At 61.7% G+C, this 14,250-nt stretch carries 9 protein-coding genes; 8 read left to right on the forward strand and 1 reads right to left on the reverse strand.

Annotated features, from left to right (window positions below):
* Positions 1 to 129: 129 nt before the first annotated feature.
* A complete protein-coding gene (locus AEQ63_RS25745) occupies positions 130 to 2,070 on the reverse strand; it encodes a BCCT family transporter (RefSeq protein WP_231991047.1) in 1,941 nt (646 codons plus the stop codon).
* Between the two features lie 486 nt (positions 2,071 to 2,556).
* On the opposite strand from AEQ63_RS25745, the gene betI reads away from it, so the two are divergent.
* From betI to AEQ63_RS25785, 8 genes are all read left to right on the forward strand, one after another.
* Positions 2,557 to 3,150: a transcriptional regulator BetI gene (betI, locus tag AEQ63_RS25750; protein WP_042561476.1), complete on the forward strand. Its 594-nt coding sequence runs from the start codon at positions 2,557 to 2,559 to the stop codon at positions 3,148 to 3,150.
* An 87-nt stretch (positions 3,151 to 3,237) separates the two neighbouring features.
* Complete coding sequence (gene betB, locus AEQ63_RS25755) at positions 3,238 to 4,710, forward strand: betaine-aldehyde dehydrogenase (protein ID WP_042606621.1); 1,473 nt, start codon at positions 3,238 to 3,240, stop codon at positions 4,708 to 4,710.
* Positions 4,711 to 4,919: 209 nt separating this feature from the next.
* Complete coding sequence (gene betA / locus AEQ63_RS25760; protein ID WP_064365333.1) at positions 4,920 to 6,623, forward strand: choline dehydrogenase; 1,704 nt, start codon at positions 4,920 to 4,922, stop codon at positions 6,621 to 6,623.
* Positions 6,624 to 6,875: 252 nt separating this feature from the next.
* Complete coding sequence (locus tag AEQ63_RS25765) at positions 6,876 to 8,318, forward strand: TldD/PmbA family protein (RefSeq protein WP_064365334.1); 1,443 nt, start codon at positions 6,876 to 6,878, stop codon at positions 8,316 to 8,318.
* The gene (locus AEQ63_RS25770) at positions 8,318 to 9,655 is read left to right on the forward strand and encodes a TldD/PmbA family protein (RefSeq protein ID WP_042606618.1); all 1,338 of its coding nucleotides are present in this window, start codon (positions 8,318 to 8,320) and stop codon (positions 9,653 to 9,655) included. The genes AEQ63_RS25765 and AEQ63_RS25770 overlap by 1 nt, the downstream gene beginning before the upstream one ends.
* Before the next feature lie 212 nt (positions 9,656 to 9,867).
* On the forward strand, positions 9,868 to 11,295 hold the full coding sequence (mdtD, locus tag AEQ63_RS25775; protein WP_064365335.1) for a multidrug transporter subunit MdtD: 1,428 nt from the start codon (positions 9,868 to 9,870) through the stop codon (positions 11,293 to 11,295).
* 229 nt (positions 11,296 to 11,524) lie between these two features.
* Positions 11,525 to 12,910 carry an ATP-dependent RNA helicase DbpA gene (gene dbpA, locus AEQ63_RS25780; RefSeq protein WP_024014613.1) on the forward strand — a complete coding sequence of 462 codons (1,386 nt, stop codon included), beginning with the start codon at positions 11,525 to 11,527 and terminating at the stop codon, positions 12,908 to 12,910.
* A gap of 153 nt (positions 12,911 to 13,063) precedes the next feature.
* Complete coding sequence (locus tag AEQ63_RS25785; protein ID WP_064365336.1) at positions 13,064 to 14,242, forward strand: NAD(P)/FAD-dependent oxidoreductase; 1,179 nt, start codon at positions 13,064 to 13,066, stop codon at positions 14,240 to 14,242.
* Positions 14,243 to 14,250 lie beyond the last annotated feature (8 nt).

Consider the following 14,250-nt stretch of genomic DNA (forward strand, 5'->3'; position numbering starts at 1 on the left):
CACCGACCTGATCTTGCTTTACCGAATCCATAATCGACTCGATCTTTCAGGTCAATGTACAACGCCAGACACCTTAGTCGGCTCCCGCTCCCTCCGGGAGAGGGCTGGGGTGAGGGTCAGCTTTTGACTTTAGCTATAAACCCGCCCCAACAATTGCCGATGGCTCTCGAACTGATCGAGCACATCCCGGGTAATCTGCTCCGGGGTGAAGCCCATCAAGTCGTAATCCTGACTGCCATTGTGCAGATACACCTCGGCCCGGTAATAACGCTGGCGCGCTTCATCCGATTGCGCCGATTCGGTCGGAGTCGCCAGATAGCCGTCCAGGCTCACTTCATAAACGAAAGGGTTGCCCTCTTCCATTTCGACCCGCACACCCATGCAACGCTTGGCCTTGCCCAACAGCGTCTGCACTTCAATCCCCTGATTGCGCAATTGTGCGGCCGCATCTTCCAGCGCCGGGGTGACATGTTTGTCCATGAAGCGCTGCACCACCGATTGGCTCGGCTGCAGATCCAGCTGAGTCAGGCGCTCGCTGAAACCACGGCGTCCGCGCTCGGCCAGTTGCGCTTGCTCCTGTTCGATCTGCACGTCCTGGCGCATCGCCTTGTGCAGGCCGAACATGAAGCAGATCAGCACCACCGAGAACGGCAGGCCGGCCAGCACGACCATGGTCTGCATGGCTTCGAAGTTGCCGGCGAACAGCAGGCCAATGGTCACCAGCGTGATTACCACCGACCAGAAAATCCGCAGCCAGTGCGGTGCGTCTTCATCGACGTTACCGCCCTTGCACGACAGGTTCGCCATCATCACGGCGCCGGAGTCGGCCGGGGTCAGGAACAGCACGAAGCCGACGAAGATCGACACACCGATGACGACTTTCGACGCCGGGTAATGCTCAAGCAACTGATAAATCGCCATCGACGGCTGTTCCAGCGCCGTCTTGCCCAACTCCACCGCGCCCTGATTCATCACCAGATCCAGCGCCGAGTTACCGAAGATCGACAGCCACGCCAAGGTGAAGCCCAGCGGAATCAGCAGCACGCCAGCGACCAGTTCCCGCACGCTGCGGCCACGGGAAATCCGCGCGATGAACATGCCCACGAATGGCGCCCAGGAAATCCACCATGCCCAATAGAACAGGGTCCACAGGCCGAGCCAGCGGTCGGACTTGGCGTTGTCGCCTTCATAGACGTACAGGTCGAAAGTCTTCAACACCACGCCGTTGAGGTAGTCGCCGATGTTCTGCACAAAGCCGTTGAGCAAGTGCAGGGTCGGGCCGAACAACAGGACGAAAATCAGCAGGCCGCTGAACAGCACGATGTTCAGGTTGGACAGGCGACGAATGCCGTTTTCCACCCCCGACACGGCGGCGATGGTCGCCACGGTGCTCATGACGATGATGACGATCAGCAGGTTGGTGTTGCTGTGCTCCATGCCGAACAGGTTCTCCAGCCCGGACGACACTTGCAGCGAGCCAATCCCCAGGTTGGTCACCAGACCCAGCAGCGTTACGAACATGCCGAAGCCGTCTACCGCGTGCCCGGCCGCGCCCTTGACCCAGCGCTCGCCGACCAGCGGATACAGTGCCGAACGCAGCGCCAGCGGCTGGTTATGCCGATAGGCAAAATACGCCACGGCCAGACCGACCAGTGCGTAGATCGCCCAGCCGTGCAGGCCCCAGTGCAGGAACGTCAGTTGCACTGCCTGCCGCGCGGCCAGGTTGCTGGCCGACGTGCCTTCCGGCGGATTGAAATAGTGATCCAGCGGCTCGGACGCGCCGAAGTACAACAGCGAAATGCCGATGCCTGACGAGAACAGCATCCCCGCCCAGGCGCCGTAACTGAAATCCGGGGTGTCGTCCTTGCTGCCCAGTTTGAGTTTGCCGTACGAGGAAAACGCCAGGCCGACCACGAACACCAGGTAGGCGGCGATCACCACCATGTAGTACCAGCCGAAGCTGCGCGACAACCAGGCCTGGGCCATCCCCAACATTCTGCCGGCCTCTTGCGGGGCGATGATCAGAATGGCGGTCAACAACAGAATCAGCGCGGTCGAGGTGTAGAACACCCAACCGTTGACCGTCACCTTCTCGGGCGGGGTCTTTATTAGCGAGGCAGAACTCATGGCACAAATGCTCCAGGCAGTGCGAGAGAAGAACACAAGGCATCACGGCACCCGACCAATCGGTTAGTTGGCAGCCGACCGGCGGGTGATATAAAGACACTCCGAAAAAAGCCCGAACCTGCCGAAATGGCGTTGCGTATTCGCTTTCGTGGCCAGAGGTGCCGGACGTTCATCCGAAACCTGGCCCCGAGCGTCTTGCCCTTTCAACACGTCCTTCGAATCACGAACCGCGCCATGCCCCACGCAGGTTTCGAGCCGTTTCAGGTGTCGGTTTTTATCGTCATCACGCGTAGGAATTTTCTGTAGGCAGCGACGAATTGTCGCAGATCTTATTCTTTGTTGATTGAACGTTCAATCAAAACAAAATAGACTGGCCCTCAATCCGATCGGCGTCATTCGCCCCTCGGAAGGCCTAAGGAGATGTGCAAGATGCCCAAGGTCGGTATGCAACCCATCCGCCGCCAACAACTGATCGAAGCCACTTTGCAGGCCGTCGATCAGGTCGGAATGGGGGACGCCAGCATTGCGCTGATCGCCCGTTTGGCCGGTGTCTCGAATGGCATCATCAGTCATTACTTTCAGGACAAGAACGGCCTGATCGCCGCCACGATGCGGTACCTGATGACCGCCCTCAGCGAGAGCGTCACCGCGCGCCGTCAGGCGCTGGCAGATGACAGCCCACGGGCGCATCTGCAGGTGATCATCGAAGGCAACTTCGACGCCAGCCAGGTCAATGGCCCGGCAATGAAAACCTGGCTGGCCTTCTGGGCCACCAGCATGCACCAGCCGTCTTTGCACAGGTTGCAGCGGATCAACGATCACCGTCTGTATTCCAACCTGTGCTGCCAGTTCCGCCGTGTGCTGCCGCTCGAAGATGCGCGCAGTGCGGCCCGGGGTCTGGCAGCGTTGATTGACGGCTTGTGGTTGCGCGGCGCGCTGTCGGGAGACGCTTTCGACACGGCGCAGGCGCAACAGATCGCTTACGAATACATGGATTTCCAATTGGCCAAGCAGGTGAGCTAGAGCACACAGAAACGCTCAGCCCCTGAACTCCACCGCAGCGTCATCGCGGTGGTCAACGCCAACCACCAATGCACTTGCGAGGACACTATGGCCCGTTTCGAACTGCAAAAACTCTACATCGATGGCGCGTATACCGATGCCGGCAGCGACGCCACCTTCGAAGCCATCAACCCGGCGAACGGTGAAGTCCTCGCACTGGTGCAGCGTGCGACCAAGGACGACGTCGAGCGCGCCGTGGTCAGCGCCGAAAAGGGCCAGAAAATCTGGGCCGCGATGACCGCCATGGAGCGTTCGCGCATCCTGCGTCGCGCCGTCGACATCCTGCGCGAGCGCAACGATGAACTGGCCGCGCTGGAAACCCTGGACACCGGCAAATCCTTCTCCGAAACCAAATACGTCGACATCGTCACCGGCGCCGACGTGCTGGAATACTACGCAGGCCTGGTGCCCGCCATCGAAGGCGAGCAGATCCCGCTGCGTGACACCTCTTTCGTTTACACCCGTCGCGAGCCGCTGGGTGTGGTCGCCGGTATCGGCGCGTGGAACTACCCGATCCAGATCGCCCTGTGGAAATCCGCTCCAGCCCTGGCGGCCGGTAACGCGATGATCTTCAAGCCAAGCGAAGTCACCTCGTTGACCACCCTGAAACTGGCCGAGATCTACACCGAAGCCGGCGTGCCGAACGGCGTGTTCAACGTCCTGACCGGCAGCGGCCGCGAAGTCGGTACCTGGCTGACCGAGCACCCGCGCATCGAGAAAATCTCCTTCACCGGCGGCACCGACACCGGCAAGAAAGTCATGGCCAGCGCCTCGGCTTCGTCGCTGAAAGACGTGACCATGGAACTGGGCGGCAAGTCGCCGCTGATCATCTTTGACGACGCCGACCTCGATCGCGCCGCCGATACCGCGATGATGGCCAACTTCTACAGCTCCGGTCAGGTCTGCACCAACGGCACTCGCGTATTCGTACCGGCGCACCTGAAAGCTGCGTTCGAAGCCAAGATCGTTGAACGCGTTGCACGCATCCGCGTCGGCAACCCGGAAGACGAAAATACCAACTTCGGCCCGCTGGTCAGCTTCGCCCATATGGAAAGCGTGCTGGCCTATATCGAAAAAGGTAAAGAACAAGGCGCCCGCGTCCTGTGCGGCGGCGGTCGTCTGACCGACGGCGAATTCGCCAAAGGCGCGTTCGTTGCACCGACCGTGTTCACCGATTGCAGCGACGACATGACCATCGTCCGCGAAGAAATCTTCGGCCCGGTCATGGCGATCCTCTCCTACGAAACCGAAGAAGAAGTGATCCGCCGCGCCAACGACACCGACTTCGGCCTGGCTGCCGGTATCGTCACCAAAGACCTGAACCGCGCCCACCGCGTGATTCATCAACTGGAAGCCGGTATCTGCTGGATCAACGCCTGGGGCGAGTCCGACGCGAAAATGCCGGTCGGCGGCTACAAGCAGTCGGGCGTGGGCCGTGAGAACGGGATCAGCTCGCTGAATAACTTCACCCGGATCAAATCGGTACAGGTCGAGCTGGGCGATTACGTCTCGGTGTTCTGATCTGCCGCAACGCTGAAGTCGGGGCCCTTGTGGCGAGGGAGCTTGCTCCCGCCGGGCTGCGAAGCGGCCCCAACTGCAGACACCGCAGTTATCCAGACAGAACTCAGTTGCAGGCTTTGCGACTGCTGCGCAGCCGGGCGGGAGCAAGCTCCCTCGCCACAGCAAGTGGCCACTCGGCAGCCTGACCACATTTAAAGAGGGTGCATTCAATGTCCCAAGAATTCGATTACATCATCATAGGTGCCGGCTCGGCCGGTAACACCCTGGCGACCCGTCTGACTGAAGACGAAGGCGTCACCGTTCTGCTGCTCGAAGCCGGGGGCCCGGACTACCGCCTCGACTTCCGCACGCAGATGCCCGCCGCGCTGGCGTTCCCGCTGCAAGGGCGTCGCTACAACTGGGCCTATGAAACCGATCCAGAGCCACATATGGACGGTCGCCGGATGGAATGCGGTCGCGGCAAGGGCCTCGGCGGTTCTTCGCTGATCAACGGCATGTGCTACATCCGTGGCAACGCCATGGACTACGACGGCTGGGCGAAACTGCCGGGGCTGGAAGACTGGTCGTACCTCGATTGCCTGCCGTACTTCCGCAAAGCCGAAACCCGTGACATCGGCCCGAACGATTACCACGGTGGCGAAGGCCCGGTCAGCGTGACCACGCCAAAGGCCGGCAACAACCCGCTGTTCCACGCCATGGTGGAAGCCGGCGTGCAGGCCGGATACCCGCGCACCGAAGACCTCAACGGCTACCAGCAGGAAGGCTTCGGCCCGATGGACCGCACCGTGACGCCGAATGGCCGCCGTGCTTCCACCGCCCGTGGCTACCTCGACATTGCCAAGAAGCGTTCGACCCTGACCATCGTCACCCACGCCCTGACCGACAAGATTCTGTTTGAAGGCAAGCGTGCGGTCGGCGTGCGTTACCTGATCGGCGACGCAGAAGAGCGCGTTGAAGCCAAGGCGCGCAAAGAAGTGCTGCTGTGCTCCGGCGCGATCGCTTCGCCGCAGATTCTGCAGCGTTCCGGTGTCGGCCCGGCGAAACTGCTGGAAAGCCTCGACATCCCGGTGGTTCACGATCTGCCGGGCGTTGGTGAAAACCTGCAGGATCACCTTGAGCTGTACCTGCAATACGCCTGCACCCAACCGGTCTCGCTGTACCCGTCGCTGCTCTGGTACAACCAGCCGGCGATCGGTGCCGAGTGGCTGTTCAACGGCACCGGCATCGGTGCCAGCAACCAGTTCGAGGCCGGCGGTTTCATTCGTTCGCGTCCGGAATTCGAGTGGCCGAACATCCAGTACCACTTCCTGCCGGTGGCGATCAACTACAACGGCAGCAACGGTGTGAAAGAGCACGGTTTCCAGGCGCACATGGGTTCCATGCGCTCGCCGAGCCGTGGCCGCGTCCAGGTCAAATCCAAGGACCCGCGCCAGCACCCGAGCATCCTGTTCAACTACATGGCTACCGAGCAGGACTGGCAGGAATTTCGCGACGGCATCCGCCTGACCCGCGAAATCATGCAGCAGCCGGCCCTCGACGCGTTCCGTGGTCGCGAAATCAGCCCGGGCATCGAAGTGCAAACCGATGAGCAGCTCGACAAGTTCATCCGCGAGCACGCCGAAACCGCGTTCCACCCGTCCTGCTCGTGCAAGATGGGCACCGACGAGATGGCCGTGGTCGATGGCGAAGGTCGTGTGCACGGCATGCAGAGCCTGCGCGTGGTCGATGCCTCGATCATGCCGATCATCACCACCGGCAACCTCAACGCACCGACGATCATGATGGCGGAGAAAATCGCCGACAAGATCCGTGGTCGCAAACCGCTGCCGCGCAGCAACGCTGCGTACTACGTCGCGAACGGCGCGCCGGTCAAAGGCAAGCCGATGCGGGATATCACACCGGTTACCCAGTAAGTCGTAAGACCTAGGCGCGACCTTCGCGAGCAGGCTCGCTCCCACATTGGAATGCATTTCAACTGTGGGAGCGAGCCTGCTCGCGAAGGGGCCCTCAGATTCAGCACAAATTCCCCCGCTGCACAGTAAAACCTCCTACACCCCCTCTTCACTTGATCCTACCCCCACGCAGGCCTACTCTAGACCTCGCGCAACCGTTTCACCCCTCCCCGCTGTCGCCCTGCCGCTACTCCATTACAAGGAGGTTCCCGAATGTTCGATTTCCACCCCCAGCTCAAGCAGCGCTTCGCTGCCTTGCGCACGGGCGCTGAATTTTTTTCCCTGCGGTATGTGCGCGAGTCCGGGCAGTATCTGTCGGTGCGCAAGAACGTCGCCGAACCGCCGAGCCTGCGCCGCGACGAAGGGGCGATGCTCACCGTGCGGGTCAATGGCGTCGAAGCCTACGCGGCGACCAACGATCTTTCGCAACAGGGCCTGCAAGCCGCCCTCGAACGCGCCGAGCAACAGGCCCGCCGCCTCAAGCCGCACGCCTTGCTCGATCTGCGCGAGCAGCCGGTTTCCAGCGACCGCGCTGATTATTTTTCGCCTAACCTCGAACAGCCCTTCCCGTCCCTGAGCGAATGCTTCGAGCTGCTCGGCGCGGAATCCGCCTCGGTGCCCAAGGATGAGCGCCTGGTCAATTGGCAAGTGAGCATCGGCATCACTCACGTCGAGCAGATTTATTTGAGCAGCGCTGGCGCCGAACTGCGTCAGGCCCAGCGCTTCGTCTATCCGGGCCTCGACGTCACGGCCTACGACGGCAACGACAGCCAGACCCGTAGCCTGGGCCGGGAGAATTTCGGCCAACAGGGTGGCGCCGATGTCATCAGCCGTTGCGGACTGGTCGGTGCCGGCCCGCAAGTGGCCGATCAGGCCCTGCAACTGCTGCTCGCGCCGAACACCCCGCAAGGCCCGCGCGATCTGCTGCTGATGCCCGATCAGATGATGCTGCAGATCCACGAGTCCATCGGCCACCCGCTGGAGCTCGACCGGATCCTGGGTGATGAGCGCAATTACGCCGGCACCAGTTTCGTCAAAACCAGCGATTTCGGCAGCCTGCAATACGGCTCCAGGCTGCTCAACGTAACCTTCGATCCGGACATTCCCGAAGAACTCGCCAGCTACGGCCATGACGACGACGGCACTGCGGCCAGCAAGCAATTCCTGATTCGCGACGGCCTGCTGCTGCGGCCACTGGGCGGAGCGCTGTCGCAATATCGCGCCGGCCTCGATGGCGTCGCCAACAGCCGCGCCTGCGGCTGGAACCGCCCGCCGATCGACCGCATGGCCAACCTCAACATCGAGCCGGGTGATCAAACGCTGGAGCAGATGATCGGCGGTATCGAGCACGGCATCCTGATGAGCACCAACCGCTCGTGGTCGATCGACGATGCGCGCAACAAATTCCAGTTCGGCTGCGAATGGGGCCAGCTGATCGAGAACGGTGAACTTAAAGGCGTGGTGAAAAATCCCAACTACCGGGCGATTTCCGCGCACTTCTGGAAGAGCCTGCGCGCCGTCGGCGATGCCAGCACCGTCAAGGTGCTGGGCACGCCGAACTGCGGCAAGGGCGAACCGAACCAGGTGATTCGCGTCGGCCACGCTTCGCCGGCCTGCGTATTCAGCAACATTGATGTGTTTGGGGGAGACGCCTGATGAGCATTTCGAAGCGTCAGTCCGACGCCTTCAAGGTCATGGTCAACTGGCTGCGCGACAGCGTGCGCGAGCCAGAACAGTTCACGCTCAGCTACGCCGCCGAAGCCTCGGCGTTCGTGCGCTTCAATCACGCCAAGGTGCGCCAGGCCGGGCAGGTGCAACAGGCCAACGTCGGCCTGAAACTGATCAACGACGGTCGCCACGCCGACCTGCAGATCACGCTGTCAGGGGATCAGGAAGCCGATCTGCAACGGCTCGCCGAGGGCCTGCAGCAATTGCGCGAAACCCTGCCGCTGCTGCCGCAGGATCCGTATCTGCTGCTCAATCACAACAGTTGGCAGAGCACGCACGTACAAGCGCATCCGCTGCCGGACACCGAAGATGTCGTCGGGCAAATCTGCGCCGCCGCTGAAGGTCTCGACCTGGTCGGTTTTTATGCTGCCGGTCCGATCAGCCGCGGTTTCGCCAGTTCCGCCGGCGCGTTCGGCTGGCATGAAGCCAACAGCTTCAATTTCGACTTCAGCCTGTTCCATGAAAATGGCGAAGCGGTGAAGGCCAGCTACGCCGGGCACGACTGGAGCGACGAGGGTTTCGCCAGGCGTTTCGCCCAGGCTCGCGAACAGCTTGAGTTTCTCGGCCGACCGTTACGCACCCTGGCGCCGGGTCAGTACCGCGCCTATCTGGCGCCGGCGGCGCTGGAAGAAATCATGGGCATGCTCAGTTGGGGCGGCTTTTCGGCGCAGTCGATTGCCAGCAAGAGCAGTCCGTTGCAGAAGCTCTACGTCGGGGATCAGGCATTCAGCCCGTTGCTGTCGCTGGATGAGAAAGTCAGTGAGTCGCTGAGCCCGGCGTTCTCCGCCGAAGGCTATCCGCGCAGCGATCTGCGTCTGATCATCGAGGGCAAGGCCGGGGATCAACTGGTCGGCTCGCGCAGCGCTGCCGAATATGGTCTGGCGGCGAACGGTGCGGGCGGCGGCGAGATGCCCAGCGCGTTGAACATGGCGGCAGGTGATTTGTCGCAGCAAGAGATCCTCAAGCAGTTGGGCACCGGGCTGTACATCAGCAACCTGTGGTACTTGAACTACTCGGACCAACCGGCGGCGCGTATGACCGGCATGACCCGCTTCGCGACATTCTGGGTCGAGAACGGCGAGATCCAGGCGCCGGTCAGCACCATGCGTTTCGATGACAGCGCTTACAACCTGCTCGGTTCGCAGCTGGAAGCGTTGACCACCGAGCGCGAGCTGCTGCTGTCGGCGAGCACCTACAGCCAGCGCAATACCTCGTCGGCGTTGTTGCCGGGAGCGTTGGTCAGCCGACTGACCTTGACCCTGTAAATCGCCCCCCGGTGAGGGGGGCACACTCAACTGTGGCGAGGGAGCTTGCTCCCGCTGGGTTGCGAAGCGACCCCAAAGCCGGAGCTCACGGTGTTCCAGTAATACCGCGCTGGCCGGATTCACGACGGCTGCGCCGCCGACCGGGAGCAAGCTCCCTCGCCACAGAGTTCCATTCAGACCGACAAGCCGGATTAACCACCTTCAGAGGTTCCATGCCCAACCGCCCGCCTCTCGACGCCATCACCGCACGCTGGTTGCCGCGGGTCGTCGCCATTGCGTTCTTCATGCAGTCCCTCGACGGGACCATCCTCAACACCGCGCTGCCGGCCATGGCCAGCGATCTCGCAGAAGACCCGTTGCGCATGCAGGGCGTGATCATCGCCTACATGCTCACCGTCGCCCTGTTGATCCCGGCGTCAGGCTGGATCGCCGACCGCTTCGGCACCAAGAAAATCTTCTTCGGTGCGATCCTGCTGTTCAGCTTCGGCTCGCTGCTCTGCGCCTTGTCCAGCAGCCTGAGCATGCTCATCGGGGCGCGGGTGATCCAGGGCCTCGGCGGTGCGCTGATGTTGCCGGTCGGGCGACTGGTGGTGCTGCGCGCCTATCCGCGCTCGGAACTGGTGCGGATCATGGGTTTCATCACCATTCCCGGCCTGCTCGGCCCGCTGATCGGCCCGACCATGGGCGGCTGGATGGTGGAATACGTAACGTGGCACTGGATCTTCCTGATCAACCTGCCCGTCGGGGTCATCGGTTGTTATGCGGTGTGGAAATTCATTCCTGACCTGCGCGGCACGGAGCGCACGCGTTTCGATAGCCTCGGTTTTCTGCTGTTCGGCGCGGCGATGATCCTCATCACCATTGCCATGGAAGGCCTTGGCGAACTGCACTTGCCGCACCTGCGGGTGATGTTGCTGCTGTTCGCCGGCATGGCCTGTCTGGCGGCGTACTGGCTGCGCGCCGGGCATATCGAGAATCCGCTGTTCGCGCCGTCACTGTTCAAGACCCGCACCTTTGCCGTCGGCATTCTCGGCAACCTGTTCGCACGACTGGGCAGCGGTGCCCTGCCGTTTCTTGTGCCGTTGTTGCTGCAAGTGGCGTTGGGCTATTCGCCCTCGCAAGCCGGGATGAGCATGTTGCCGCTGGCCGCTGCGGCGATGATCGCCAAGTGGGTCGCCCGACCGCTGATCGAACGCCTCGGCTATCGCATCGTCCTCACCGGCAACACGCTGGCACTGGGGATCATGCTGGCGAGCATGGGCCTGGTCAGCGAGCAGACGCCGTACTGGCTGCTGCTGTGCCTGCTGGCGGTGCTGGGGGCGATCAACTCGCTGCAATTCACCGCGATGAACACCGTGACCCTGATCGACCTCGACGATGCCAGCGCCAGCAGCGGCAACAGTTTGCTGTCGGTGGTCGCGCAATTGTCGCTGAGCCTCGGCGTGGCCTGCGCCGGCGCGCTGCTCGGCGGCTTCACTGCCAAGGTCGGCAACGATGGTGTGGAAACCGTGCTCGGCGCTTTCCAGCTGACCTTCGTTACGGTCGGCGTGATGGCGATGCTCGCGGCAACGATCTTCTCGCAACTGTCCAAGGAAGACGGGCGCCGGGCGAAACGGCCGCAGGAACACATCGAACACTGATGTGGGATGAAGGGCTTTTGTGGCGAGGGAGCTTGCTCCCGCTGGACTGCGCAGCAGGCCCTGCTTTTTGAGTAGAAAAGCGGGGGCCGCTTCGCGCCCCAGCGGGAGCAAGCTCCCTCGCCACAGGTTTAACGCCACTTGGATAAACGTGGCTGTTCGTCCAGAACTGTCGAGGAAACTGGCACGGGGCTGCTACACTGCGCGACATTTTGTTTTGCAGGCCAGTCCCGTGACCACCATCGCCACCGCTTTTAATACTCTGCCGCTGTCCGCCGCCATGCTGGCTAACCTCGAATCACTCGGTTATGCCCAGATGACGCCGATCCAGGCGCAGAGCTTGCCGGTGATCCTCAAGGGGATGGACCTGATCGCCCAGGCCAAGACCGGCAGCGGCAAGACCGCCGCGTTCGGCATCGGCCTGCTCAACCCGATCAATCCGCGCTACTTCGGTTGCCAGGCGCTGGTGATCTGCCCGACTCGTGAGCTGGCTGACCAGGTGGCCAAGGAAGTCCGTCGTCTGGCCCGCGCCGAAGACAACATCAAGGTCCTGACCCTCTGCGGTGGCGTGTCGTTCGGCCCGCAGATCGCTTCGCTGGAGCATGGCGCGCATATCATCGTCGGCACCCCGGGGCGCATTCAGCAGCACCTGCGCAAGGGTTCGCTGGTGCTCGATGGTCTGAACACGCTGATCCTCGACGAAGCCGACCGCATGCTCGACATGGGTTTCTACGACGCCATCGAAGACATCATCATCAAGACCCCGGAGCGTCGCCAGACTCTGCTGTTCTCCGCGACCTACCCGGTGGGCATCAAGCAACTGGCCTCGAAATTCATGCGCGATCCGCAGACCGTCAAGGCTGAAGCCTTCCACGACGACACGCAGATCGAACAGCGCTTCTACGAAATTTCCCCGGAAGAGCGCATGAGCGCAGTGACCAAAGTCCTGCACCACTTCCGTCCGGCGTCCTGCGTGGCGTTCTGCTTCACCAAGCAGCAAGTGCAGGAAACCGTTGATCACCTGACCGCCAAAGGCATTTCCGCCGTCGGCCTGCACGGCGATCTGGAACAGCGTGACCGCGATCAGGTGCTGGCGATGTTCGCCAACCGCAGCACCTCGGTGCTGGTTGCCACCGACGTCGCAGCCCGTGGTCTGGATATCGATGCGCTGGACATGGTGATCAACGTCGAGCTGGCGCGGGATTCGGAAATCCACATCCACCGCGTCGGCCGTACCGGTCGCGCGGGCGAGAAAGGCATTGCCATCAGCCTCGTCGCGCCGTCTGAGGCTCATCGTGCGCAAGCCATCGAACAACTGCAGAAAGCGCCACTGAACTGGGATCAGATCGACAACCTCAAGTCCCAGGGCCTGGCACCGCTGCAACCACCGATGACCACCCTGTGCATCGGCGCTGGCCGTAAAGACAAGGTGCGTCCAGGCGACATTCTTGGCGCATTGACTGGCGAAGCGGGCATTCCCGGTGCGCAGGTTGGCAAGATTGCGATCTTCGATTTCCAGGCCTATGTCGCTGTCGAGCGCACCGTGGCCATGCAGGCCTTGCAGCGCCTGAACGACGGCAAGATCAAGGGCCGCTCGTTGCGCGTACGCATTCTCTAAGCGATCTTCCATCCAAAGGAGATCCCCTGTGGGAGCGAGCCTGCTCGCGAATGCAATCGGTCAGTCGACATCATTGTTGAATGACACAGCGCTTTCGCGAGCAGGCTCGCTCCCACAGTTTGTGTTGTAGCGACCCACCAAGAGGACACCGTTTTGCGCTCTACCGAAGTCGTGATCATTGGCGCTGGCGCCGCCGGCTTGATGTGTGCCCTGACTGCCGCCGGGCGCGGGCGTCAGGTGTTGCTGCTTGACCACGCGAACAAGGCGGGGAAGAAAATCCTCATGTCCGGCGGTGGCCGCTGCAATTTCACCAACATGTACACCGAACCGAGCAATTTCCTCTCGCAGAATCCGCATTTCTGCAAATCCGCGCTGGCGCGTTACACCCAGTGGGATTTCATCGGTCTGGTCGGCAAACACGGCGTCCCGTACCACGAGAAGAAACTCGGCCAGCTGTTCTGCGATAACAAATCCAGCGACATCCTCGAAATGCTCCTGACCGAGTGCGATCAGGCCGGTGTCGAACTGCACCTCGACACGTCGATCCAGACTATCGAGAAGGTCGAAAGCGGTTACTTGCTCGACACCACCCTCGGTCAGGTTCAATGCCAGTCGCTGGTGATCGCCACCGGAGGCCTGTCGATCCCGACTCTGGGTGCTACCGGTTTCGGTTATCAGGTGGCCAAACAGTTCGGCCATGAACTGCTGCCGACCCGCGCCGGACTGGTGCCGTTCACCATCACCGACCAGCTCAAGGATTTGTGCACAGAGCTTTCCGGCACCTCGGTGGATTGCCTGGTCAGCTGCAACGAGCAGAGCTTTCGCGAAAACATCCTGTTCACTCACCGCGGTCTCAGCGGCCCGGCGATCCTGCAGATTTCCTCGTTCTGGGAACCCGGCGACACAGTGGAGATCAATCTGCTGCCGGACCACGACGCGGCGACGTGGCTGCAAGAGCAAGTCGCCGAACGTCCGAACAGCGAGTTGAAAACCTTGCTTGGCGAAATCTTCACCAAGAAGATGGCCAATCTGCTGGCGGACAACTGGTTTGTCTCCAAACCGATGAAGCAGTACACCCACGCTGAACTGGCGGAGATTGCCGAGAAGCTTGGCAGCTGGAAAGTTGTGCCGGCGGGAACTGAAGGCTATCGCACGGCTGAGGTGACTCTGGGTGGCGTCGATACCCGCGAGGTTTCGTCGAAGACCATGGAATCGCTGAAAAGCCCGGGCCTGTACTTCATTGGTGAAGTGCTCGACGTCACCGGGCATCTGGGCGGCTTCAACTTTCAGTGGGCCTGGGCCTCCGGCTACGCGGCGGCGCAGTACGTCTGATCCAACAC

Origin of the sequence: Pseudomonas sp. RIT-PI-o, assembly GCF_001297215.1 — a bacterium.
Lineage (GTDB): Bacteria > Pseudomonadota > Gammaproteobacteria > Pseudomonadales > Pseudomonadaceae > Aquipseudomonas > Aquipseudomonas moraviensis_A.